We start from the raw sequence: 23414 nt of genomic DNA, 5'->3' as shown, positions 1-23414 counted from the left end.
AAGGCGCTCACGGCGCGGCGAGGGCCTCGGTCGGGGACAGTCGGGCGGCGCGGACGGCCGGGTAGAGGCCGGCGACCGCGCCGATGGCGAGGGTGGCGGCCAGGCCTCCGCCGGTCGCCCAGGCGGGTACCACGGCCGGCCACCCCTGGTAGAGCGCGTACCCGGCCGTGACGGCCGTGCCGAGCAGCACCCCGCCGGCGCCGCCCAGCGCGGACAGCAGCAGCGACTCGGCGAGGAACTGCGTGCGGATCTGCCCGCGCGTGGCCCCGAGCGAGCGGCGCAGCCCGATCTCCGGCCGCCGCTCCAGCACCGAGATGACCATGGTGTTGGCCACGCCGACGCCGCCGACGAGCAGCGCCACCGCGCCGACGCCCAGGAGCAGCCCGGTGAACGCCTGACTGGTGGCCTGCTTGGCGGCCAGCGCGTCGGACGGGCGCGACACCTCGACCTCGTTCGGCGCCTGCGGGTTCGCCGTCGCCGCCAGCACCTGCCGGACGGCCTCCAGCCGCGCCTCGGCGGACCGGGTGTAAAGGGTCGTCGGGTGCCCGTCGAAGCCGAGGACGGCCTCGGCGACGGGCCAGCCCACGAGGGCGGCCGTGTCCAGCTCGGCGGCCAGCGGCACCGGGGCGAGCACCCCGACGACCGTGAACCTGCGCCCGCCGACGACCACCTGGGTGTCGGGACCGGCGGCGGCCACGCCGAGCCGCGCGGCGGCCGTGGAGCCGAGTACGACGGCCGGGTGGCGGTGGGTGGCCGCGTTCAGCCAGGTGCCGCTGCGCCGCGCCGCGCCGACGGTGGCGAGCAGGTCGAGCCGGGCGGCGTAGACGGAGATGCCGCCGGTCTGGGCGCGGGGGATCTCCTCGCTCCGGTACACCTTGGCGTCGGAGACGTGGCCGACGGCGGAGACGTCCTCGACGGGGCCGATCCGCTCGATCATCGCCTCGGCGTCCAACGGCATCTTGGCCTCCTCTCCGAGCAGGGTGCGGCCTGCGGAGACGGTGAGCAGGTTGGTGCCCAGCGCGGAGAGCGTACGGTCCAGCTCGGCTCCCGACGAGGAGGAGATACCGACCACACCGATCATGGCGGCGATGCCGATCGCGATGCCGAGCGCGGACAGGAACGCGCGCAGCGGCCGGGTGCGCAGGCCCACCGCCCCGACCCGCAGCACGTCCCGCGGCGGCATCCGGGCCGGGACGGGCGGCGGCCGGTCGGCGTGCCGGCTCACGGCGTGGGTGCTCCGGGCGTGCTCGGTCTGGACGTGCTCGGTCTGGACGTGCTCGGTCTGGACGTGCTCGGTCTGGACGTGCTCGGCCCCGGCCATCACGCCTCCCCCGTCGCGACGGCCACGACCGGCCCGTCCGAAGGGGCGGCCGGGCCGCCACCGCCGGCGACGGTATCGGCGCCCGTGTCGGCGCCCGTGTCGGCGCCCGTGTCGGCGCCCGTGTCGGCGCCCGTGTCGGCGCCCGTGTCGGCGTCGGTGCGGGTGTCGGCGATGACGTGGCCGTCGCGCATGCGCACCTGGCGGGGCAGCCCGGCGGCGATCTCCCGGTCGTGGGTGATGATCACGATGGTGGTGCCGGCGGCGTTCAGGTCGTGCAGCAGGTCCATCACCCCGGCGCCCGAGACGGAGTCCAGGGCGCCCGTCGGCTCGTCGGCCAGCAGCAGCGGCGGGTCACCAGCCACGGCCCGCGCGATGGCGACCCGTTGCCGCTCTCCCCCGGACAGCTCGTGCGGCTCGTGGTCGAGCCGGTGGCCGAGGCCCACCCGGTGCAGCGCGGCGACGGCGCGACTCCGCCGCTCGGACCGGGGCAGGCCGCTGTAGAGCAGGCCGTCGGCGACGTTGTCCACGGCGGGCACCTTGGCGGCCAGGTGGAAGTGCTGGAAGACGAACCCGATCCGGGTGGCCCGCAGCGCCGACAGGGCCCTGTCGGTCAAGGTGGAGACGTCGTAGCCGTCGACACGGACGGTCCCGGACGTGGGCCGGTCGAGCGTGCCGATGGTGTTGAGCATGGTCGACTTGCCGGACCCCGACGGGCCGACGATGGCGACCAGCTCGCCCCGCCCGATCTCCAGCGACACCCCCGCCAGCGCGACCACGCCGCCGGGGTAGGCCCTGGTGACCTCGGACATGGCGATCATGGGCGTCACCTGGGTACCCCCACCGTCATGCCCGCCGCGAGGCCGGCTCCGCTGATCTCGACGCGGCCGCCGGCGAACAGGCCGGTCTCCACCGGGACGTACCTCGTGGAGCCGCCCTCGACGACCTCGACGCCGAAGCCGCCCTCGCGCAGCGCGACCAGCGCGGCGACCGGCACGGTGAGCACGTCCTCGCGCCGGGCGGCGGTGAAGGTGACGTCCACGGCGGCCTGGTCGAACCGCGCGACCGCCGCGCGCGCGGCCTTGCCGCCCGTGAGGGCGACGAGCGCCTCCAGCCTCGTCAGCGGCTCCGCGTCGGGGCCGTCGCCGGGCTCGATGACGGTGGCCACCTCCGTCACCCTGCCGGACGAGCGCCCGCCGTCGGGCAGGGTGACGGTGACCTTGGCTCCCTTGGCCGCCATCCGCTGGTCCTCCGCGTCCAGCCGGACGGTGACGACCTTCTCGGTGCCGGTGTAGGACAGGACCGGACGGCCGGGGGCGGTGGGCTGGCCGGCCTGGGCCTCCAGGGTCTCCACACGGACGGCCCCGTCGGCGAAGACGACGCGGCCCAGCTCGACGACGCCGGTCTGGTCGAGGCCCCGGTCGTCCTGCCAGTCCATGACGGCCTCGGCGGTGGCCGCGGAGTAGGTGTCGTCCACGGTGAACCCGTCGTAGCCGAGCTTGCGCAGGTTGCGCTCCAGGCTCTCGACGTCGCGGCCCTCCACCCCGATCCGCAGGTCGCGGTAGGCGGGCGTGGAGCCGTACATGAGCACGACCGGGTCGTTGTCGACGCGGTAGAGCGACCTGCCGCGGGTGACCCGGGCGCCGCCGGCGGGCAGCCAGGTGATCGTGCCGGGCTTCCGGCTCACCGCCGTGGTGGCGGGGCCGTAGCCGAGCTCGCCGTCCACGTCACGGGTGTCGTCGAGCGTCTGCCGGCTGATCCGGGCGGTGGCGGGTGGCAGGGCGGCCGTCGCCGGGGCGGCCCCGCCGCCCTCCAGCAGGCCGGTGCCGGTCACGGTCACGGCGGCCACCCCGGTGAGGGCGACGGCGGTGAGCAGGACCGCCGCCTTCCGGCCCCGGCGGCGGCGTGGCCGGGGCAGGGGCGGTTCGGTGCCGGCGGCGGGCGGGTCGCCGAGGGTGGGGCGGCCCATCAGGAGCCTCCCGCGTTCAGCCGGCACTTCTGCTGGGCCGCCTCGAAGTCGGGATCCCCGGCGATCTTCCCGGTGACGCGCAGGCCGCCGCCCGGCTCCGGGTCGGGGAAGTCGGGCACGCCGTTGTCGCGCATGCACTGGGCGAGTGCGCGCATCCGCTCGGCGTTCTGCTGCGCGCCCGGCCCGTCGCCGCCCATCGGCTGCCACTGCTTGCACGCCGCCATGGCCTTGTCCATGGTCGCCTTGCTGCCGGGCGCGGCGGAGACCATGATGCCCTTGCCCGGTTGCGGGTCGGCCATGTCGATGCCGTTCTCGCGCATGCACTGCGCGAACTTCACCGCCTTCTCGTCGTTGCTCAGGCTCGGCGCGGCGCTGCCGGTGGCCGACGGGCCGCCGCCGGTGGCCGACGCGACGTCGGAGCCGCCGCCGTCGTCCGCGCCGCATCCGGCCAGGGTCAGGGCGGCGGCCAGGGCCAGTGTCGATACCGTGCCGAGGACCCGCCCTCGTCTCGATGTGTTCCGCATGTGCGCTCTCCTCGTCCGGGGCCGGACCCGTGCCGGCCGTACGGCGACCGATGCAAGCGGACGGGCGGTTTCCCGGCTGTTTCCGTCCGCGCTAACGCCGGCGAAACGGCGGCTGCGTCAGGATCGGCGCGGTACGCGAGGAAGGACGGGGATGCGGGTTCTGGTGGTGGAGGACGAGCGCGTGCTCGCCGACGCGATAGCCGAGTGGCTGCGCGAGGAGACGCACGCGGTCGACACCGCGCACGACGGCGCGGCGGCGCTGGAGCGGATCGCGGTCAACGACTACGACGTGGTCGTCCTCGACCGGGATCTTCCCGTGGTGCACGGCGACGAGGTGTGCCGCGAGCTGGTCGCCTCGGACTCGACCGCGCGGGTGCTCATGTTGACGGCCGCCGCGGAGGTCGGCGACCGGGTGGCGGGGCTGGCGCTGGGCGCCGACGACTACCTCGCCAAGCCGTTCGCGTTCGCCGAGCTGGCCGCGCGGGTGCTGGCACTGGGGCGGCGGGCGCGGCCCGCGGCGCCGCCGGTGCTGCGGCGGGCCGGGATCACGCTCGATCCCGCGCGCCGCGAGGTGTTCAGGGACGGCAGGTACGTGCCGCTGTCGAAGAAGGAGTTCGCCGTGCTGACCGAGCTGTTGCGGGCCGAAGGGGCGGTGGTGTCGGCCGAGGCGCTGCTGGAGAAGGCGTGGGACGAGAACGCCGACCCGTTCACCGGCGTGGTCCGCCTGACCGTGCTCAAGCTGCGCCGCAAGCTCGGCGAGCCCGCGGTGGTGCTGACGGTGCCGGGTGCGGGGTACCGGATTCCATGAGGCAGCTCTTCCGCGCCTCGCACCCCACGCTGCGGGCCCGGCTCACGCTCGTGTACGGGGCGTTGTTCCTGCTCGCCGGGCTGACCCTGCTCGCCGTCACGTACCTGCTGTTCAACCAGCAGCTCGCGCAGTCGTTCGGCTCCCGGTACGGCGTGGCCGGCGACAGGCCGACCCGGCTCGCCATCGTCTCGCCCGGCGGGTACATGCTGCAGGGCGACGACGCGCTGCACTGGCTGCAGGCGCAGGAGGCCGAACTCCGCGAGGCGGCCGTGACGTCGCTGCTCACCCAGGGGGCCGTCGCCCTGGGCGTGGTCGGCGTCGTCGCCGCCGCGCTCGGCTGGGTGGTGGCCGGACGGATGCTCGCGCCGCTGCGCCTGGTGACCGCGACGGCCCGGCGCATCGCCGCCGCCCCGGCCGCCGACCGCGGCCTGCACGAGCGCATCGCGCTGCGCGGGCCGGTGGACGAGGTGAAGGAGCTGGCCGACACGTTCGACACCATGGTGGAACGGCTCGACCACTCCTTCGACGGGCAGCGCAGGTTCGTCGCCAACGCCTCCCACGAGCTGCGCACCCCGTTGACGCTCAACCGGGCGCTGGTCGAGCTGGCCATGCACCGCACGTCCGCCTCGGCCGACGTCAAGCGCCTCGGGGAGAGCCTGCTGGAGATCAACGCCCGGCACGAGCGGCTCATCTCGGGGCTGCTGCTGCTGGCCCGCGCCGACCACGAGATCGGCGACCGGTCGCCGGTGGACCTGGCCGACGTGGTGGCGCACGTGGTGGCTCAGGCGGCCCCGGAGGCCGAGCAGGCCCGGGTCATCGTGCACGAGGCGGCCTTCCCGGCGCCGGCCGGAGGCGACGCGATGCTGCTCGAGCGCATGGTGCACAACCTGGTCGAGAACGGCATCCGGCACAACACCGGCGACGGGGCCGGCTGGGTGCGGGTGGCCAGCCGGACCTCGCCGGGAGGAGGGGCCGAGGTGGAGGTGTCCAACAGCGGCCCAGCCGTGCCGCCGTACGAGATCGCGGCGCTGTTCAAGCCGTTCCACCGGCTGGGTGAGGAGCGCATGGTCACCGGGCGCAGCGCCGGGCTGGGCCTGTCGATCGTCCGGTCGGTGGCGCGGGCGCACGGCGGAGACGTCACGGCCCGGCCCCGCGAGGGCGGCGGGCTGGTCGTGACCGTCACGCTCCCTGCTCTGTCCGGGTGAGAGCGAGGTCGCACGTGTCGCTTACGCTATGCAATCATGTCCTGTCGGCATGTACGGGCGAGGTGCGCCATGCGGCGCCATGTCGCCGACGTCGGGAGGAATGTGCACGTGAACGATGCGAGGCGGACCGGTTTCTCCTCGGTCATCACCCGGCACGACGGGGCGACCGTCGTGAGCCTCGCGGGCGAACTCGACATCGCCACGGCCGCAGAGCTGCGCCAGGCGCTGGCCGACGCGGTCACCGGCCCCGAGCCGCCGCGCGTCGTCATCCACCTGGAGGGCGTCGACTTCTGCGACTCCACGGGGCTGAGCGTTCTCATCTCGGCCATGAACGGAGCCGAGGCGGCCGGCGGGCGGGTGCTGCTCAGCGGCGTGCGGGCCCGCATGACGCGGCTGTTCACCATGACGGGGCTGACCAAGCGCTTCGAGATCCGCGAGACGGCCGCCGACGCCGTCCGGGAGCTGCTCGGCGCGTGACGCCCCTCACGGGCCGGCGTCCGGGGCGAAGCCGAGGGCGGTGAGGAAGGCCGCGGCGGCCGGGCCGGGCCGCGCCGGGCTCCAGACGAGATACTCCACCCGCCCGGGTGCGTCGCGCACCCGCAGCACCGCCAGGCCGGGCACCTCCCGCACGAACGCCGCCGGCAGCATGGCGATGCCGAGCCCCTCCCTCACCAGGCGCGCCATGAAGTCGACGGCCGTCGCCTCGAAGGCCACCTCCCGCCGGACGCCCGCCGCCTGGAACGCCTCGTCCGACTGGGCGCGCCCCGCGGTGCCCGCCGGGAAGTCGACGAACGTCTCCTCGGCCAGCCGGCGCAGGTCAACGCCGCCGGCCGCGGCGAGCGGGTGGTCCGTGGCGAGCACGGCGACCAGCTCGCCGCGCGCCAGCTCGCGCGCCCGGACGCCCGTGGGCCGGGTGCCCGGCGGCAGCCCGAGGAACGCCACGTCGAGGTCGCCCTGCCGCACCCGGCTCGTCAGCTCCTCGCTGGTGCCGGTGCGCAGGCTGACCCGCACGCGGGGGTGGGCGGAGTGGAAGTCCTTCAACGTCCTGGGCAGGTCCACGGCGGTGACGGTGGGGATGATGCCGATGGCCAGCCGGCCCCGGATCTCCCCCGCCGCGGCCGCCACCTCGGCGCGGGCCCGGTCGGCCGCGTCGAGCGCCTGCCGGGCCGCCGGGAGGAACGCCTCCCCGGCCGGGGTGAGCCTGACCCGGCGGCTGGTCCGCTCGAACAGCCTGGCGCCCAGCTCGCGCTCCAGGCGGGCGATCTGGTGGCTGAGCGCGGACTGCACGACGAGGCAGCGCTCCGCGGCGCGGGTGAAACTGGCCGTCTCGGCGACGGCGACCACGTAGCGCATCTGCTGGAGGTCCACGGATCTATCGTGAATCACGATGGATGGAATGACAAACATATGTTGGACTCATGCATGCTGCCGGCGCCACAGTTGAGCCATGACTCCTGACACCTCGCGCGGCCTGCCCCGGGGGCTGCTCCTGCTGATGTCCACGGCCACCGGGATGTCGGTGGCGAGCAACTACCTGGCGCATCCGCTGCTCGACCTGATCGGCCGGGAGCTGGGGATGCCGCCGTCGGTGGTGGCGCTCGTGGTGACCGCCGCGCAGGTGGGTTACACCCTGGGGCTGATGCTGCTGGTGCCGCTCGGCGACCTGGTGGAGCGGCGGCGGCTGGCGGTGACGCTGTACGCGGCGACGGCGGTGTTCCTCCTCGTGTCGGCCACGGCCACGAGCGGCGCGGCACTGCTCGCGGGCACGGCGCTGGCGGCGGTGACGTCGGTGGGCGCGCAGGTGGTGGTGCCGTTCGCGGCGACGCTGGCCGACCCGGCGGAGCGCGGCCGGGTGGTCGGCACGGTGATGACCGGGCTGGTGCTGGGGCTGATGCTGGCCCGCACCGCGTCGGGGGCGCTGGCCGAGCTGGGCGGCTGGCGGACCGCCTACTGGGTGAACGCGGGACTGATGGCGGTGATGGCCGTCCTGCTGCGCATCTTCCTGCCGAAGCTGCGCGGCGAGACGGCGACGCGCACCGGCGCGGACGGCCCGGCGAGCGGCCCGGTTGCCGGCGCGGCGGACAGCCCGGTGGCGGGCGCAGCGGACGGCCAGGTGGCCGGTGCACCGGACGGCGCGGTGGGTGGTTCTGCGGGGCGGCGGGGTGGGGGCGCTCTGACGTATCCGGCGCTGCTGCGCTCGACGTTCGGGCTGCTGCGATCGGAGCCGCTGCTGCGCCGGCGGGCCGCCGTCGCCGCTCTCGCGCTGGCGTCGTTCAGCGTGCTGTGGACGTCGCTGACGTTCCTGCTGGCCGGCCCGTCGTACGGGTGGACGGAGTCGGCGATCGGCCTGTTCGGGCTGGCCGCGGTGGCGGGCGCGGTGGCCGCCAACGTCGCGGGGCGGCTGGCCGACCGGGGCCACGTGCACAAGGTCACCGCGGCCGGGACCGTCCTGATGCTGGCGTCGTGGCTGCCGATCGGCCTCGGCGCGCGGTCCCTGCTGTGGCTGGTCATCGGCGTGATCGTGCTGGACCTGGCCCAGCAGGCGCTGCTCAACGCCAACCAGAACGTCGTGTACGCCCTGCGGCCCGAGGCCCGCAACCGGGTCAACGCGGCCTTCATGACGTCCTACTTCGCCGGCGGCGCGGTGGGCTCGGCCCTCGCCGCCCTGGCGTGGACGCACGCCGGTTGGACGGGGGTGTCGGTGCTCGGCGCGGTGCTCGCGGCGGGGACGGTCGCGTTGTGGGCCACCGAGCGTCGCGCGGCCGCCCGCGCGACGGCCCTCGATCCCAGGCGGCCGGCCGGACGAGGGGTCCGCGGTCCCAGCGCCGCGCCCCGCTGACTTCATCACTTGTCTTGAGAAGAGGAACGCACATGCGCATCACCGTGTTCGGAGCGACCGGAGGCGTGGGGAGCCAGGTCGTGGCCGAGGCGCTGTCACGTGGCCACGAGGTCACCGCCGTGACCCGCAACCCTGAGCGGTACGAGATGCCGGAGAACCCGGCGAGCACGGCAGCCACGCCAGTCGCGCCAGGCGCGGCAGCCACGGCAGGCGCGGCCACCGGGCCCGGTGTCGCAGGCCCGACGGGAGCGGGCGGCCGGGTGGTGGTCCGGGCGGGGGACGTCTGCGACGTCGCCGACGTGGCGGAGCTGAGCGCCGGCCGGGATCTCGTGATCAGTGCGACGCGGCCCGCTCCGGGCAGCGAGGACGAGCTGGTCACGGCCGCCAAGGCGCTGCTGGCCGGGCTGGCCGGCAGCGGGGTGCGGCTGCTGCTCGTCGGCGGCGCCGCGACCCTCACCGTGCCGGGCTCCGGGGGTCGCGCCCTCATCGACGACCCGCGGCTCTGCCCGGCCGCGTACCAGCCGATCGCGCGGGCGTGCGCGGCGCAGCTCGCGGCGGTCCGGGGGTCGGACATGGTGGACTGGGCGTACCTGAGCCCGCCCGCGCGGCTGGAGCCGGGCGCCCGCACCGGCCGCTACCGGGTGGGCGGCGACGAGTTGCTGGTCGACGCGGCGGGCGAGTCGGCGATCTCCATGGCGGACCTGGCGGTGGCGCTGCTGGACGAGGCCGAGCGTCCCCGGCACCACCGGGCCAGGTTCACGGTGGCGTACTGAGCCACTGCGGCCCGCTGACGCCGGCGAGGGCTGCAGCCGGGATCACGGGCGGCGAGACCGCCGGTGGAACCCCGCGAGCCGGTGACCGCACCCTGGCGGTCACCGGCTCGCGCACGCGTCCTCGGACGTCAGGCGGGGACGATGTTCTCCGCCTGCGGGCCCTTCTGGCCCTGCGTGATGTCGAAGGACACCTTCTGGCCCTCGTGCAGCTCGCGGAAGCCGCGGGTGGCGATGTTGGAGTAGTGCGCGAACACGTCCTCGCCGCCGCCGTCCTGCTCGATGAAGCCGAAGCCCTTTTCGGAGTTGAACCACTTCACGGTGCCGGTCGCCATGTCGTTCTCCCTTGAGTAGGCGCAGGTCCGGGACCCGCACCTCACGGGTCCCGCGTCGCCGCCTTGGCCCATCCGGACATGACCGGTCAAAAACAAAAATGCGCCCGAGGGTTACATCCCGTCAGGCGCACACGTTCATGGGTACCAAACTGCAACGCCGCCACGCTACCACAACGCGTGCGGCGAACCGGCGACGACACTCCGGGCGGCGCCCGCCGCCCGCCCCGCCACCCGCCTGCACGCACCCTCGCCCCGCCACCCGGCCTGCACGCACCCTCGCCCCGCCACCCGGCCTGTCGCCTCCTCGGCCTGCCACCCGCCCGCCGCCCGGCCTGCCGTGCGTCCGCGCCGGGCGAGCCGCTCCGGACGCACGGCAGGCCGTGACGAACGGTCCGTCCAGACCCGCCCCACCAGGCCCAAAGCTCCCAGCGGAATCGCCCGGGTCGTGAACGCTCTGTTTCCGAGACGTTATCCCGGGACATTGACAGGCGGAATGTTAGCGATAACACTCGTGGCCCTAGGCAAGAAGTCCTCAGCCGGGCCAACGGTCCGGGGCGAAGGGTGTCAGCGCATGCCACCGAGTCGCTTACCATTCCGCAAGCCCATCTCCGGCCCGGGTGCGAACACGGGTCCGAGGCCGCATCTTGCCTGATCACAGGGCGGTTCCTCCGACGCCCGGCGAGTCGGCGCGCCCGGGGGCGACGCCGCCGCCGGGGCGACGCTGCCGCGGCATCCCACCGCGCCGACAGGAATCGCATCCGCATATGTCACCCCGCAAGGAGACAATTCATGAGATTCGGACGGATCGCGACGGCCCTCACAGGTCTCGCACTCACCGCCACCGTCGCGGCGTGCGGATCGAGTGAGAAGACGATCGACAAGGAAGCCGCCTCCGGCAACACCAGCGGCGCGCTGGTGGGCGTCACCATGCCGACGCGGTCGTCGGAACGCTGGATCAGCGACGGCGAGAACCTCAAGTCCGGCCTGGAGAAGCTGGGCTACAAGGTCGACCTGCAGTACGCCGAGAACGACATCCCCACGCAGGTCAACCAGATCGAGAACCAGATCACCAAGGGCGCCAAGCTACTGATCGTCGCCTCGATCGACGGCACCGCCATCACCACGCAGCTCCAGCAGGCCGCCGACAACAAGATCCCGGTGATCTCCTACGACCGGCTGATCCGCAACAGCCCGAACGTCGACTACTACGCCACCTTCGACAACTTCAAGGTCGGCGTCCAGCAGGCGACCTCGCTGCTGACGGGCCTCAAGGTGCTGGCCGCCGACGGCTCCGAGGGCAGCGCCAAGGGCCCGTTCAACATCGAGCTGTTCGCCGGGTCGCCCGACGACAACAACGCCACGTTCTTCTTCAACGGCGCCATGTCGGTGCTGCAGCCGCACATCGACAAGGGCGTGCTCAAGGTCAAGAGCGGCCAGACCGACTTCAAGACCGTCGCCATCCTGCGCTGGGACCCGGCCACCGCGCAGAAGCGCATGGAGGACATCCTCACGAAGACCTACTCCGGCGACTCCAAGGTGGACGGCGTGCTGTCGCCGTACGACGGCCTGTCCATCGGCATCCTGTCGGCGCTCAAGAGCAACGGCTACGGCACCTCCGAGCAGCCGTACCCCATCGTGACCGGCCAGGACGCCGAGCTGGCCTCGGTGAAGTCGATCATCGCCGGTGAGCAGTACTCGACCATCTTCAAGGACACCCGCGAGCTGGCGAAGGTCACGGTCACCATGGCCGACAGCGTGCTCAAGGGCGGCAAGCCCGAGGTGAACAACACCAAGGACTACGACAACGGCAACAAGGTCGTGCCCTCCTACCTCCTCGACCCGATGATCGTCGACAAGACCAACTACCAGAAGGCCCTGGTCGACACGGGTTACTACGCGGCCGCCGAGCTCGGCTGAGCCGCTGCGGGAGGAGTACGGGAGGAAGAGTGGAGATGACCGATTCCATCCTGCACATGCGGGGGATCACCAAGACCTTCCCCGGGGTGCGCGCGCTCCAGGAGGTGAACCTCTCCGTCCGCCGGGGCGAGATCCACGCCATCTGCGGCGAGAACGGCGCCGGCAAGTCGACCCTGATGAAGGTGCTGTCGGGGGTCTACCCGCACGGCTCCTACGAGGGGGAGATCGAGTTCGACGGCGAGCTGTGCCGGTTCGGCGGGATCAAGGACAGCGAGGACGCCGGGATCGTCATCATCCACCAGGAGCTCGCGCTGTGCCCGCAGCTGTCGATCGCCGAGAACATCTTCCTCGGCAACGAGCAGGCCGAGCGCGGGCTCATCGACTGGAACCGCACCAACCACCAGGCCGCCCTGCTGATCCGGCGGGTCGGCCTGGCGGAGAGCCCGGTCACCCAGATCGCCGACATCGGTGTCGGCAAGCAGCAGCTCGTGGAGATCGCCAAGGCGCTGTCGAAGAAGGTCAAGCTGCTCATCCTGGACGAGCCGACCGCGGCGTTGAACGACCAGGACTCCGCCCACCTGCTCGACCTGCTGCGCGGTCTGCGCGACGAGGGCATCACCTGTGTGATCATCTCGCACAAGCTGAACGAGATCATCGACATCTCCGACTCCATCACCATCCTGCGCGACGGCCGCACGATCGAGACGCTGGAGATGGCGGGCGGCCAGGTCACGGAGGACCGGATCATCTCCGGCATGGTGGGCCGCGACCTGGACAACCGCTTCCCCCCGCACGAGCCGCGCATCGGCGAGGAGGTGCTGCGGATCGAGGACTGGACGGTCCACAGCCCCTCCCAGCCCGAGCGGCGCGTCGTCTCCGGCGCGAACCTCACCCTGCGCAGGGGTGAGATCGTCGGACTGGCGGGCCTCATGGGCGCCGGGCGGACCGAGCTGGCGATGAGCGTCTTCGGCCGCACGTACGGCGTCGGCATCTCCGGCCGGATCTACAAGGACGGCCGCCAGGTGGAGATCCGCAACGTCCAGGACGCCATCCGGCTCGGCATCGCCTACGCCACCGAGGACCGCAAACGGTACGGCCTCAACCTGATCGAGGACATCAAGCGCAACATCTCGGCCGTCGGCCTGGGCACCCGGCTGAGCCGGCGCGGCTGGGTGAACGAGAACGAGGAGTATCGGGTCGCCGAGGGGTTCCGCCGCAGCATGAACATCAAGGCGCCCGGCGTGCAGAGCATCGTCGGGAAGCTGAGCGGCGGCAACCAGCAGAAGGTCGTGCTGTCGAAGTGGATCTACGCCGACCCCGACGTGCTCATCCTCGACGAGCCGACCCGCGGAATCGACGTGGGCGCCAAGTACGAGATCTACACGATCATCAACCAGTTGGCCGACGAGGGCAAGGCGGTGCTGGTCATCTCCTCCGAGCTGCCGGAGCTGCTCGGGCTGTGCGACCGCATCTACACGCTCTCCCAGGGCCGCGTCACCGGCGAGCTGCCGCGCGGTGAGGCGACCCAGGAACGGCTGATGTACCACATGACCAGCGGACAGGAGTAGCTCACATGAGCAGCAGCACGACCCCCGCCAACGTCGAGGTGGGCCCGGCCGGGACGCCCGGGGAGCAGCGCCCGCCCGGCAGGCTGAACCTCGGATCCCTGTCCGTCAACATCAGGCAGAGCGGCATCTACATCGCCTTCGCCCTGATCGTCCTGTTGTTCTCGGTGCTGACCGACGGCGCCCTGTTGCAGCCGCAGAACATCTCCAACATCATCGTCCAGAACTCCTACATCCTCATCCTCGCCATCGGCATGATCCTCATCATCATCGCCGGGCACATCGACCTGTCCGTGGGCTCCGTGGTCGCCGTGACGGGCGCGGTGGCGGCCGTGCTGATGGTGAACTACGGGGTGCCGTGGCCCGTCGCGCTGCTGCTCACGATGGTGGTGGGCGGCCTGATCGGGGCCTGGCAGGGGTTCTGGATCGCCTACTTCGGCATCCCCTCGTTCATCGTCACGCTGGCGGGCATGCTGCTGTTCCGGGCGCTGACCCTGACCGTGCTCGGCAACCAGGGCATCGGCCCGTTCCCCGACGCGGTGCGCACGCTGTCCAACGGCTTCACCGACGGCTACCTCGGCAACGTCGGCCTCGGCCCGCTGGGCGGCGCCGACCTGTTCAGCCTGCTGGTCGGACTGATCGCCATCGCCGGCATGGCGGCGGCGCAGTGGCGCACCCGGGCCGCGCGGGCCGGGTACGGCCAGTCGGTGGACCCGCTGCCGATGTTCGCGCTGAAACTGGCGGCGTCGGCCGTCCTGATCATGGCCGTGGTGGTGCAGCTTGCCCGGTTCCGCAACCTGCCGTGGGTGCTGGTGCTGCTGGCCGCGCTGGTGCTCGGCTACTCGCTGCTGGCCAACCGGTCGGTGTTCGGCCGCCGGATCTACGCGGTCGGCGGCAACCTGCAGGCGGCCGTGCTGTCGGGCGTCAAGGTCAAGTCCGTGGTGTTCTGGATCTTCGTCAACATGGGCGTGCTGGCCTCGCTGGCCGGCATCATCTTCGCCGGCCGGCTCAACCAGGCGGGGCCCACGGCGGGCAACTCCTTCGAGCTGGACGCGATCGCGGCGGCGTTCATCGGCGGCGCGGCCGTGCAGGGCGGCGTCGGCAAGGTGGTGGGCGCGATCACCGGCGGCCTCATCATGGGCGTGATCAACAACGGCATGTCGCTGATCGGCTCGCCCAGCGAGCGGGTCATGCTGGTGAAGGGCGCCGTCCTGCTCGCGGCGGTCGCGTTCGACGTGTGGACCAAGCGGCGGGCAGGCGCGGCGGCCCGCTGACCTCCCCCACGGCGTCAGGGGCACCCGCACAGTCAGGGGCCGCCGCCGGACGCGCACCCGGACCGCACCGGCCGGGCGCGCCTCCGGCGGCGGCCCCTGACGCGCGAGCCGACCGGCGCGACGGCCCCTGACGCGCGAGCCGACCGGCGCGACGGCCCTCGACCCCACGCGACATGCCCGACGGTACGCGATCCGGGGGTCGGCGAGAGGTGGCTGCCCGCATCCGTACGCCGCCGGGGGCGCCCTCGGACGGCTGGAGCCTCCGGCGGCCGGGGTTCGCGGGGCTGTTGACAGGGCGGTGACGGGGCGCACTAATCTTGTACATATGAATGGGTCTTCAGATAATCATCTGACCATCGACGGGTGCGCCGTCCGGGTGGTGGACGCCCCGCGGGTCGCCGCGGTGCGCGACCGGATGCCGGCCGCGGAGGACCTGCGGGGCACCGCCGAGGTGTTCGGGCTGCTGTCCGATCCCGGCAGGTTGCGGCTGCTGGTGGCGCTGCTCGACGGGGAGCTGTGCGTGTGCGACCTGGCGGCGGTGAGCGGGCAGAGCGAGTCGGCCGTCTCCCACGCGCTGCGGCTGCTGCGGGCGCACCGGGTGGTGTCGGTGCGCCGGGCCGGGCGGATGGCGTACTACCGGCTGGAGGACGCGCACGTGCGCATGCTGCTGGACCTCGCGGTCGCCCACACCGAGCACACCCACGCCCTGCGTCCCGAACACGGCGAGGAGAGCCGCTGATGGGCGCCGGGCACGGACATGGGCACGGGCACGCCGGAGGCCGGCACCGGTGGCGGCTGGCGGTGGCGTTCGCGCTGGTCGGCTGCTTCTTCGTGGTGGAGCTGGCGTACGGCCTGCTGTCGGGATCGCTGGCCCTGCTGTCGGACGCCGGGCACATGGCGGCCGACGTGGTGACCCTGGGCGCGGCGCTGGTGGCCACCCGGATCGCGGTCCGTCCCGACCCGACCGGCCGGCGGACGTACGGGTCCTACCGGGCCGAGGTGTTCGCCTCGCTGCTGGCGGTGGTGATGATGCTGGGCGTCGCGGTGTACGTGGTGGCGGAGGCGGTGGGCCGGATCGGCGCCGAGGCGCGGGTCGCCTCGGGTCCGATGCTCGTCGTCGGCGCCATCGGCCTGGCCGTCAACGTCGTGGCGCTGCTGATGCTGCGCGCGGGCGCCAAGGACAGCCTGAACGTCAAGGGCGCCTACATGGAGGTCGTGGCCGACACGGCCGGCTCGGTCGGCGTCATCGTCGCCGGCTGGCTGGTCGCCGCCACCGGAGACCCGATCTGGGACACGCTGATCGCCCTGGCCATCGGCGCGTTCGTCGCCGTACGGGCGCTGGCGCTCGGTCGCCAGGTGTTCGCGGTGCTGGGCCAGCACGTGCCCCACGGGATGGACCCCGCGGCCGTGGCCGCCGACCTGACGGCCATCGAGGGGGTCCGCGACGTGCACGACCTGCACCTGTGGACGCTCACCTCCGGCATGCACGTGGCCACCGCCCATCTGGTGACGGCCGATCGCACCGACAACCACGCCGTGCTGGACCGGGCCCGCGACGTGCTGCGCGACCACCACGGCGTGGCGCACGCGACCCTTCAGGTCGAGCCGGCCGACCATCGGGGTTGCGACGAGCTCGACTGGTGAGCGACCCGTCGCGGTGAGCGACCCGTCGCGGTGAGGCCCGTCGCGGTGAGCGGCCACCGCCGTCCGGGACGCCGCGATCGTCCGGAAAATTTTCCGTCAGCGAATGACCAGGTCACGAGGAGATTACGGCACCCCATAGCCCCCGCGGGTCACATTAATATCCGATTTTCCCTGACAAGAGGGTTTCGTCCCAACCAGAATGCGGGTCCGTCCAGCGTCTACATCTCTGGAGGAACCCCCCTATGCGTAGACCCCTTGGGGTACTCGCGTGCCTCGTGAGCGTGGCGGCCGTGTCCGCGCCCGTCGCCACCGCCCACGCCGCGGCCGCTCCGCAGGCGGAATGCCGCCTGACGGTCGCCGCCCCCGCCGTCGCCGCCACCGGCCGGCTGCAGGTCTCCGCCGACCGGCTCGACTGCGGCGACCGCGCGCTCGTCCGCGTCCGCCTCATGCGCGCCGTGGCCGGGCCTGACCGGGTGGTCCGCAGCGGCGCCAAGCGCATCGGCGACGGCCGGGTGACCATGACCCTGCCGTGCGCCCCCGGCGTCTACTACGCCACCGCGACCGACTACCGCGGCCTGTCCGCCAAGTCCAAGGCGGTCCGGCTGTCCTGCTCCCCCGCGGGCACGCCGACCGCCACCCCCACGCCGACCGCGACCCCCACGGCGACCGCGACCCCCACGGCGAGCCCCACCGCGCCGGCGACCCCGGCGCCGAGCGCCACCCCCACCTCCCCCGGCACGCCGCCCGCCGGTGGGGTCGGCACCGCCGAGGAGAACGAGGTCGTCCGGCTGACGAACGCCGAGCGGGCCAAGGGTGGCTGCCAGCCGCTCAAGCACGACGCCCAGCTCCGCAAGGCCGCCTTCGGCCACTCCTCGGACATGGCGACCCAGAACTACTTCAACCACACGTCCAAGGACGGCCGCTCCTTCATGGACCGGATCCGGGGCGCCGGCTTCACGGGCGGCACGGCCTTCGCCGAGAACATCGCCCTGGGCCAGCCGACCCCGGCGGCCGTGGTGAGCGCCTGGATGAAGAGCTCGGGTCACAGGGCCAACATCATGAACTGCAAGTACACCGTCATCGGTGTCGGCGCGGCGAAGAACACCCAGGGCCGGATCTACTGGACCCAGAACTTCGCCGCCCGCTAGCGGAACTCTCCCCGGGACCCTGACCCTCGGGTGACCGGTCCTCCGCGACCAGCCCTCCGGGGCCGGCCCTCCGGGAGACCGGCCCCCTGGGCGCCCGGCCTCCGGGTGCCCAGGGGGCCGGGTGACCGGCCCCCAGGGCGCCCGAAAGAAGGCGGCGCCCCCCGACGAGCATCCGTCACGGGGCGCCGCGGTGCACGCGGCTCCTTCCCCCGCTCCTCCACAGCGCGTTTGCCCAGTTCAACGCCGGGCAGCAGGACCTGCACCCATCAGAGGACGGGGAAGTATGGCGCCTGCGTTCGACGCCTCCGCCTACGGGCGGGGCATCGCCGACATCTATGACGCGACGGTCCGCGACCTGCCCACCGAGGCGGCCGTGGACCGGTTGCACGCCCTGGCGTGCGGCGGGCCGGTGCTGGAGTTCGGCATCGGGACCGGCCGGCTGGCGCTGCCGCTGCTGGAGCGGGGCCTGGCCGTGGCGGGCATCGACGGCTCGCCGGAGATGGTGCGGATACTGCGCGCCAAACCGGGCGGCGAGCGCATCCCCGTGGCCGTCGGCGACTTCGCGACGACCCGGGTGGGCGGCAGGTTCACCCTGGTGGCGCTCACCACGAACACCGTCTTCGCGTTGCCGTCCCAGGACGCGCAGGTGGCCTGCTTCCGCAACGCCGCGGACCACCTGGAGCCGGGGGGCAGGTTCGTCGTGGAGGCATGGGTGCCCGATCTGGCGTCCTTCGTGAACGGCCAGGCGCTGCGGCTGCTGGCGATGTCGGAGGACGCGGTCACGGCGGAGGCGGCGCGGGTGTCGCCGGCGCGGCAGATGATGTACACGACGCGGGTCAGGATGACCGCCGAAGGGGTGCGGCTGCTGCCCGCCAACCACCGCTACGCCTGGCCGGCCGAGCTGGACCTGATGGCCCGCCTGGCGGGGATGACACTGGAGCACCGATGGGCCGGCTGGACGGGCGCCCCGTTCGACGACACCAGCCGGGCGCACGTGTCGGTGTACCGGCTGCCGGAGGAGGTCTGATGCGTCTGCCCCGCCCGCGCGGCCCCATCACCGCCGCACTCTTCACCCGCCTCTCCAGCCCACCGCCCGAACCCACCCCGCGCCCCGAAGCCGCACCGCCGCCCGAAGCCGCACTGCCATCCGAGGCAGCCCTACCACCCGAGGCGGCCCCACTCCCGGAACCCGCCCCGCTCCACGAAACCGCACCGCCGCCCGAGGCTGCTCAGCTGCCCGAGGCCGCACCGCCGCCCGCCGTCGTCTCCTCCGGGGGCCGGTCGGGGCCGCCGTCCGCCCGTTCCGAGCTGGCCGACGGCGACCTGCAGCTCGCCCTGTTCGCCTGCTACGAGCTGCACTACCAGGGCTTCGACGACGCGGACGACCGCTGGGAGTGGGAACCCTCGCTGCTGGCCACCCGCGCCGCGCTGGAACGGCGGCTGGAGGACGCGCTGGCCGCACTGGTCCCGAGGCCACCGGCGGTGCCGCCCGCCGGGGTGCGCGCGGCACTGGTGGAGCTGACGGCGGACGACGGGCCGTCGCTGTCGGCCTATCTGCGGCGCGAGGCCGACCTGGGCGTCTTCCGCGAGTTCGTCGTCCACCGCTCGATCTACCACCTGAAGGAGGCCGACCCGCACACGTGGGCGATCCCCCGGCTGCGCGGCGGCCCGAAGGCGGCGCTGGTCGAGATCCAGGCCGACGAGTACGGCGGCGGCCGGGCGGAGCGCATGCACGCCGAGCTGTTCGCGGCCACGATGACCGGGCTGGGCCTGGACGCCTCCTATGGCGCCTACCTCGACCGGGTGCCCGGGATCACGCTGGCCGTCTCCAACGTCATGTCCCTGTTCGGGCTGCACCGGCGATGGCGCGGCGCCCTGGCGGGGCACCTGGCGGCCCTGGAGATGACCTCGTCGGCGCCGAACCGCCGCTACGGCGACGGGCTGCGGCGGCTCGGCGGCGACCGGGTGGCCACCCGCTTCTACGACGAGCACGTGCAGGCCGACGCGGTGCACGAGCAGGTGGCCGCGCACGACTTGTGCGCGGGGCTCGCCGCCCAGGATCCGTCGCTGACGGGTGACATCCTGTACGGCGCCGCGTGCGCCCTGGCGGTCGAACGCCTCTGGGCCGGGCACGTGCTGTCCCGCTGGCGGCGCGGCCTCAGCTCCCTGGAGCAGGAGAGCGGGACGCGGGCGAGCCTGGCGGCGAGGTCCGCGTGACACGACCCCCGCCGGACCCGAACATCCCGGACCCGAGCATCCCGGACCCGGACGTGCTGGACCTGGACTATGTGCTGCCGCTGCGCTGGGAGGACGACGGCGGTGGCGACGTGGAGGAGCTGACCGCGTACCTGCGCCGGCTGACCCGTCACGTGGCGCGCGTGGTCGTGGTCGACGGCAGTCCCGCCGACGTGTTCGAGCGGCACGCCGCCCGCTGGCGCGGCCTGGTGGAGCACGTGCGCCCGGCCGCGCTCGGCTTCGCCAACGGCAAGGTGGACGGCGTGACGACGGGCCTGCGGCTGACCCGCGCCGACCACGTGGTGATCGCCGACGACGACGTGCGCTACGACCGGCCGGCCCTGGCCGAGATGCGCGCGCTGCTCGACAGGGCGCACCTGGTCAGGCCACAGAACTACTTCGAACCACTCCCCTGGCACGCCCGCTGGGACACCGCCCGCACCCTGCTGAACCGCGGCCTCGGCGGCGACTACCCCGGCACGTTCGGCGTGCGGCGCGGGTTCTTCCTGCGGATGGGCGGCTACGACGGCGACGTGCTGTTCGAGAACCTGGAGCTCATCCGCACCGTACGCGCCCACGGCGGTACCGAGTGCCGCGCGGCCGGCCTGTACGTGCGGCGGCTGCCGCCCGAGGCGGGCCGGTTCTGGTCGCAGCGGGTCCGGCAGGCCTACGACGACCTGGCCCAGCCGGCCCGGATGGCGCTGTTCCTGGCGGTGCTGCCCGCCTCGGCGGCGGCGCTGGCGCGGCGCAGGTTCGGCCTGCTCGCGGCGGGCGCGGGGCTGACCGTCGCGCTGGCGGAGGCCGGGCGGCGCAGGGCCGGCGGCCGCCGCGTCTTCCCGTGGACGGCCTGCCTGTTCGCCCCGGTATGGGTGCTGGAGCGGGCCGTGTGCAGCTGGCTGGCGCTGGCGGCCGCACTGCGCGGCGGCGTCCCGTACGCGGGACGCAGGCTGCGGCGCGCGGCGCACTCCGGCCGGTGGCTACGCGCGCGCGCCGTGCGGCGGGCGCGCCCGCCGGCGGCCCGGCCCGGGACGGACAGTCCCGTCACGCCGCCGGAGATCCGGCCGGGGACGGACAGTCCCGTCACGCCGGAGGCCCGGCCCGGGACGGGCGGTCCCGGCGGCCGGGCCGTGCGGCGTCACCGCGTCACTTGGTGAGCACCCGGCGGCGGGACAGCAGGAAGCCGAGGGCGACCATGCCGACGCCGAGCAGGAAGTGCAGCCAGTCGTCGGCGGCGTTCACCGGCACGAAGTTGGCGGCGCTGTCCTTGTCGATGAGCAGGCCGTAGATCCACAGCAACAGGTAGATCACGCCACCTCCGACGAGGTAGGCCCGGGCGCCGCTCCAGGTACGCGCCATGACGATGCCCGCCACACCGAACAGCAGGTGGACGATGTTGTGCAGGATGGAGACCTGGAACACGCCCAGGAGCATCGCGTCGGAGTTGTGGCCGGCGAAGGACATGTCGCCGAAGCCGGTGGTGATGCCCGGGATGAAGCCGAGCACGCCGACCAGCAGGAACACCGCGCCGACGACGAGTGCTGCCATCTGGACCGGCGAACGTGCCGAGGTTCTCGGGGTGTTCATGGAGCCTCCTTGAGGGGTGTTCGAGGCCGTCCAGCTACCCCCGCCCGAGCCGAACAGTCCCTCTCGTTGACAACATTTGACATGCGAGTCAGGAGCCTTCCTCCCAGCTCCGGATTGCCGCGGCACCCCTCGGGTAGGCCGGGCCATGCCCGATCCGTCGAAAGCTCGAGGGAGCACGAGCACATGACCTTCAACCCGCTGCGCGAGCGCGGCATCCCGCTCGACAGGCAACTGCGGAACTGGCGGGAACTCAACGTCACGCCGATCGACCCGGACCACGCGGACCCGTACACACGCTGCCGCATCATCGCGATGAACGGCATCGAGGTCGAGGCGATCATGTTCAGCCACCAGCTCGCCCGCCACTGCCCCGACCTGGAGATCAAGCAGCAGCTCGCCGGTGTCCGCTACATCGAGGCCCAGCAGCAGAAGGCCGTCAACTGGCTGCTGCCCGGCCTGGCGTCGGTGCTGGAGACGACCATCGCCTACGAGCAGGTGGCCGTCGACCTGACCGCCTGGGTCGCCCGGATGGAGCCGGACCCGTACCTGAAGCAGGCCTACCAGTTCGGCGTGCTGGAGGACTTCGACCACCTCTACCGGTACGCCAACCTGTACGAGATGATCGAGCACCGCAAGGCCGAGAAGATCGTCGACGACCTGACGGAGGTCATGCCCGGCCGTCCGACCTACCTGCACCACCGGCACCCGGCCGACAACGTGCGTGAGCCGTACGACAGGAGCGGCGCCCAGCCCATCTCGAAGCTGCACGCGCTGACAATCATGGCCGCCGAGCAGCAGACCATGAACTTCTACATGAACGTCGGCCCCACCTACATGGAGCCCATCGCCCGCCAGCTCTACCAGGAGATCGGGCTGATCGAGGAGGAGCACGTCACCCACTACGAGTCGCTGGTCGACCCGGGCGAGAGCTGGTGGGAGATGCTGCTCAACCACGAGTACAACGAGTGCTACCTGTACCACTCGTTCATGGAGACCGAGTCGGACCCGAAGGTGAAGGCCGTCTGGGAGCTGCACCTCAACATGGAGCTGGAGCACCTGCGGCTGGCGGCCGAGCTGTTCAAGCGGCACGACGGCCGTGACCCCGAGCAGATCCTCGCACCCGAGCTGCCGGCGCCGGTCACCTTCGAGCCGAACAAGGGCTACCTGCGCGAGCTGATCGCCACCCAGATCGACTACACCACGCTGGGCACCGGGTACGTCCAGGAGGCCCACGAGCGGTTCGAGAGGATGCAGGAGGCGCTCATGGGCGGCGAGAAGGCGCCCTCCGAGCAGGTCATCACGGACAACGTTCACAAGTCCGGTGAGGAGTACCGGCTGGAGACGGAGGGCCCCCACCCGATGGGCAGCCTCCGCGTCGACCGCCACTGATCGCTCCCCCGCCGGCGGCCCGCGCCCGCGCCGGGGTGCGGGTCGTCAGGCCACGCCCGTGGGCAGGCGGCCCACGCCGCCCTCGACCAGCAGCGCCGGCGTGCCCTCCAGCAGCGGGATCGACGGCTCGTCCGCGTCGCCGAGCGTCCACTCGTGGACGGGCACCAGGCCGGGCCCGACCAGGTCGAACCCGTCGAACAGGCTGAGCACCCGCTCGCGGGTGCGAAAGGTGGGCTGCGCGGGGGAGCCGGCGGTCGCCGCCGTGAGCTGGGCGATGGCCTCGGGGCTGCTCCCGGTCATGACGTGGGAGAGGGCCAGGTGGCTGCCCGGCGCCATCCACTTGCGGAACGCCGCCACGATGCCGCCGGGGTCCTCCTCGTCGGTCACGAAGTGCAGGCAGCCGACCATGAGCACGGCCACCGGCTGGTCGAAGTCGATCAGCCCGGTGACGTGCGGGTTGTCCAGGACGAGGTCGGGCCGGCGCAGGTCGGCCTGGATGCTCTCGACCCCGGGCGCGTCGCCCAGCAGCACCCGGGCGTGCATGGTGACGACGGCGTCGTAGTCGACGTAGACGACCCGGCAGGCGGGGCTCACCTCGCGGGCGACCTCGTGCACGCTGGGCGAGGTGGGGATGCCGGTGCCGAGGTCGAGGAACTGCCGGATGCCCTGCCGGGCCAGATGGCGCACGGCCCGGGTCAGGAACAGGCGGTTGGCCCGGGCGACGAGCCGGGTGTCCGGCGCGACGGCGAGGAGCCTGTCGGCGACGGCGCGGTCCACCGCGAGGTTGTCCTTGCCGCCGAGCAGGTAGTCGTAGACGCGGGCGGAGCTCGGCACGGTGGGGTTCACGCCGGGAGGCACGCGCTCCAGGTCGGACATCGGGCCGTCTCCTT

General features: G+C 73.0%; 23 protein-coding genes. 15 read left to right on the top strand and 8 right to left on the bottom strand.

Going from position 1 to position 23414, the window contains the following annotated elements; translation table 11 throughout:
* Positions 1-7: 7 nt before the first annotated feature.
* The 4 genes from CXR44_RS09200 to CXR44_RS09185 form a co-directional block, all read right to left on the bottom strand.
* Positions 8-1183, bottom strand: coding sequence for an ABC transporter permease (locus tag CXR44_RS09200; protein WP_101785330.1), 1176 nt, complete (start codon positions 1181-1183; stop codon positions 8-10).
* A 137-nt stretch (positions 1184-1320) separates the two neighbouring features.
* A complete protein-coding gene (locus CXR44_RS09195) occupies positions 1321-2139 on the bottom strand; it encodes an ABC transporter ATP-binding protein (protein ID WP_101784601.1) in 819 nt (272 codons plus the stop codon).
* A gap of 5 nt (positions 2140-2144) precedes the next feature.
* Positions 2145-3287, bottom strand: coding sequence for a peptidoglycan-binding protein (locus CXR44_RS09190; protein WP_101784599.1), 1143 nt, complete (start codon positions 3285-3287; stop codon positions 2145-2147).
* Positions 3287-3811, bottom strand: coding sequence for a hypothetical protein (locus tag CXR44_RS09185; protein ID WP_101784597.1), 525 nt, complete (start codon positions 3809-3811; stop codon positions 3287-3289). Before CXR44_RS09185 ends, CXR44_RS09190 begins: the two co-directional genes overlap by 1 nt.
* Positions 3812-3962: 151 nt before the next feature.
* On the opposite strand from CXR44_RS09185, the gene CXR44_RS09180 reads away from it, so the two are divergent.
* The 3 genes from CXR44_RS09180 to CXR44_RS09170 all read left to right on the top strand — a co-directional run bounded on the left by CXR44_RS09180 (position 3963) and on the right by CXR44_RS09170 (position 6301).
* Positions 3963-4619: a response regulator transcription factor gene (locus CXR44_RS09180; RefSeq protein ID WP_101784595.1), complete on the top strand. Its 657-nt coding sequence runs from the start codon at positions 3963-3965 to the stop codon at positions 4617-4619.
* On the top strand, positions 4616-5824 hold the full coding sequence (locus CXR44_RS09175) for a sensor histidine kinase (RefSeq protein ID WP_101784593.1): 1209 nt from the start codon (positions 4616-4618) through the stop codon (positions 5822-5824). Before CXR44_RS09180 ends, CXR44_RS09175 begins: the two co-directional genes overlap by 4 nt.
* A gap of 108 nt (positions 5825-5932) precedes the next feature.
* Positions 5933-6301, top strand: coding sequence for an STAS domain-containing protein (locus CXR44_RS09170; protein ID WP_219601716.1), 369 nt, complete (start codon positions 5933-5935; stop codon positions 6299-6301).
* A gap of 6 nt (positions 6302-6307) precedes the next feature.
* Here the strand turns inward: CXR44_RS09170 and CXR44_RS09165 are convergent, their stop codons facing one another.
* On the bottom strand, positions 6308-7192 hold the full coding sequence (locus tag CXR44_RS09165; RefSeq protein WP_101784589.1) for a LysR family transcriptional regulator: 885 nt from the start codon (positions 7190-7192) through the stop codon (positions 6308-6310).
* Positions 7193-7271: 79 nt separating this feature from the next.
* Here CXR44_RS09165 and CXR44_RS09160 point away from each other — a divergent pair, with 79 nt between their 5' ends.
* Both CXR44_RS09160 and CXR44_RS09155 read left to right on the top strand, forming a co-directional pair.
* Entirely contained in the window at positions 7272-8663 is a 1392-nt protein-coding gene (locus tag CXR44_RS09160; RefSeq protein ID WP_101784587.1) for an MFS transporter, read from the top strand.
* A gap of 32 nt (positions 8664-8695) precedes the next feature.
* Positions 8696-9436 carry an NAD(P)-dependent oxidoreductase gene (locus CXR44_RS09155; protein ID WP_101784585.1) on the top strand — a complete coding sequence of 247 codons (741 nt, stop codon included), beginning with the start codon at positions 8696-8698 and terminating at the stop codon, positions 9434-9436.
* 128 nt (positions 9437-9564) lie between these two features.
* Here CXR44_RS09155 and CXR44_RS09150 read toward each other — a convergent pair whose 3' ends face one another.
* Positions 9565-9768 carry a cold-shock protein gene (locus CXR44_RS09150; RefSeq protein ID WP_101784583.1) on the bottom strand — a complete coding sequence of 68 codons (204 nt, stop codon included), beginning with the start codon at positions 9766-9768 and terminating at the stop codon, positions 9565-9567.
* A 789-nt stretch (positions 9769-10557) separates the two neighbouring features.
* On the opposite strand from CXR44_RS09150, the gene chvE reads away from it, so the two are divergent.
* The 9 genes from chvE (at position 10558) to CXR44_RS09105 (ending at position 20705) form a co-directional block, all read left to right on the top strand.
* Entirely contained in the window at positions 10558-11685 is a 1128-nt protein-coding gene (chvE, locus tag CXR44_RS09145) for a multiple monosaccharide ABC transporter substrate-binding protein (RefSeq protein ID WP_101784581.1), read from the top strand.
* Positions 11686-11720: 35 nt separating this feature from the next.
* On the top strand, positions 11721-13253 hold the full coding sequence (gene mmsA / locus CXR44_RS09140; protein WP_101785328.1) for a multiple monosaccharide ABC transporter ATP-binding protein: 1533 nt from the start codon (positions 11721-11723) through the stop codon (positions 13251-13253).
* A gap of 5 nt (positions 13254-13258) precedes the next feature.
* On the top strand, positions 13259-14524 hold the full coding sequence (mmsB, locus tag CXR44_RS09135; RefSeq protein WP_101784579.1) for a multiple monosaccharide ABC transporter permease: 1266 nt from the start codon (positions 13259-13261) through the stop codon (positions 14522-14524).
* A 325-nt stretch (positions 14525-14849) separates the two neighbouring features.
* Complete coding sequence (locus CXR44_RS09130) at positions 14850-15263, top strand: ArsR/SmtB family transcription factor (RefSeq protein WP_101784577.1); 414 nt, start codon at positions 14850-14852, stop codon at positions 15261-15263.
* Positions 15263-16168, top strand: a complete 906-nt coding sequence (locus tag CXR44_RS09125; protein ID WP_101784576.1) for a cation diffusion facilitator family transporter — start codon at positions 15263-15265, stop codon at positions 16166-16168. The genes CXR44_RS09130 and CXR44_RS09125 overlap by 1 nt, the downstream gene beginning before the upstream one ends.
* Positions 16169-16410: 242 nt before the next feature.
* Positions 16411-17316, top strand: coding sequence for a CAP domain-containing protein (locus CXR44_RS40735; RefSeq protein ID WP_144069909.1), 906 nt, complete (start codon positions 16411-16413; stop codon positions 17314-17316).
* A gap of 283 nt (positions 17317-17599) precedes the next feature.
* Positions 17600-18343: a class I SAM-dependent DNA methyltransferase gene (locus tag CXR44_RS09115; RefSeq protein WP_101784572.1), complete on the top strand. Its 744-nt coding sequence runs from the start codon at positions 17600-17602 to the stop codon at positions 18341-18343.
* A complete protein-coding gene (locus CXR44_RS09110; RefSeq protein WP_245899004.1) occupies positions 18343-19533 on the top strand; it encodes an iron-containing redox enzyme family protein in 1191 nt (396 codons plus the stop codon). The genes CXR44_RS09115 and CXR44_RS09110 overlap by 1 nt, the downstream gene beginning before the upstream one ends.
* Complete coding sequence (locus tag CXR44_RS09105) at positions 19530-20705, top strand: glycosyltransferase family 2 protein (RefSeq protein WP_245899002.1); 1176 nt, start codon at positions 19530-19532, stop codon at positions 20703-20705. The genes CXR44_RS09110 and CXR44_RS09105 overlap by 4 nt, the downstream gene beginning before the upstream one ends.
* On the opposite strand, the gene CXR44_RS09100 is transcribed toward CXR44_RS09105, so the two are convergent.
* Positions 20695-21135 carry a DUF4383 domain-containing protein gene (locus tag CXR44_RS09100; RefSeq protein WP_101784570.1) on the bottom strand — a complete coding sequence of 147 codons (441 nt, stop codon included), beginning with the start codon at positions 21133-21135 and terminating at the stop codon, positions 20695-20697. The genes CXR44_RS09105 and CXR44_RS09100 overlap by 11 nt on opposite strands.
* A 183-nt stretch (positions 21136-21318) precedes the next feature.
* Here CXR44_RS09100 and CXR44_RS09095 point away from each other — a divergent pair, with 183 nt between their 5' ends.
* Positions 21319-22524 (top strand): hypothetical protein, encoded by a 1206-nt coding sequence (locus CXR44_RS09095; protein WP_101784568.1) that lies wholly within the window; start codon positions 21319-21321, stop codon positions 22522-22524.
* 45 nt (positions 22525-22569) lie between these two features.
* Here CXR44_RS09095 and CXR44_RS09090 read toward each other — a convergent pair whose 3' ends face one another.
* Positions 22570-23400 (bottom strand): SAM-dependent methyltransferase, encoded by an 831-nt coding sequence (locus CXR44_RS09090; protein WP_101784566.1) that lies wholly within the window; start codon positions 23398-23400, stop codon positions 22570-22572.
* Between the last annotated feature and the right edge of the window lie 14 nt (positions 23401-23414).

This window comes from Nonomuraea indica (assembly GCF_002850745.1).
GTDB lineage: Bacteria > Actinomycetota > Actinomycetes > Streptosporangiales > Streptosporangiaceae > Nonomuraea > Nonomuraea indica.
The sequence above is the reverse complement of the archived record's forward strand: the minus strand, read 5'-3'. Positions and strand labels throughout refer to the sequence as shown.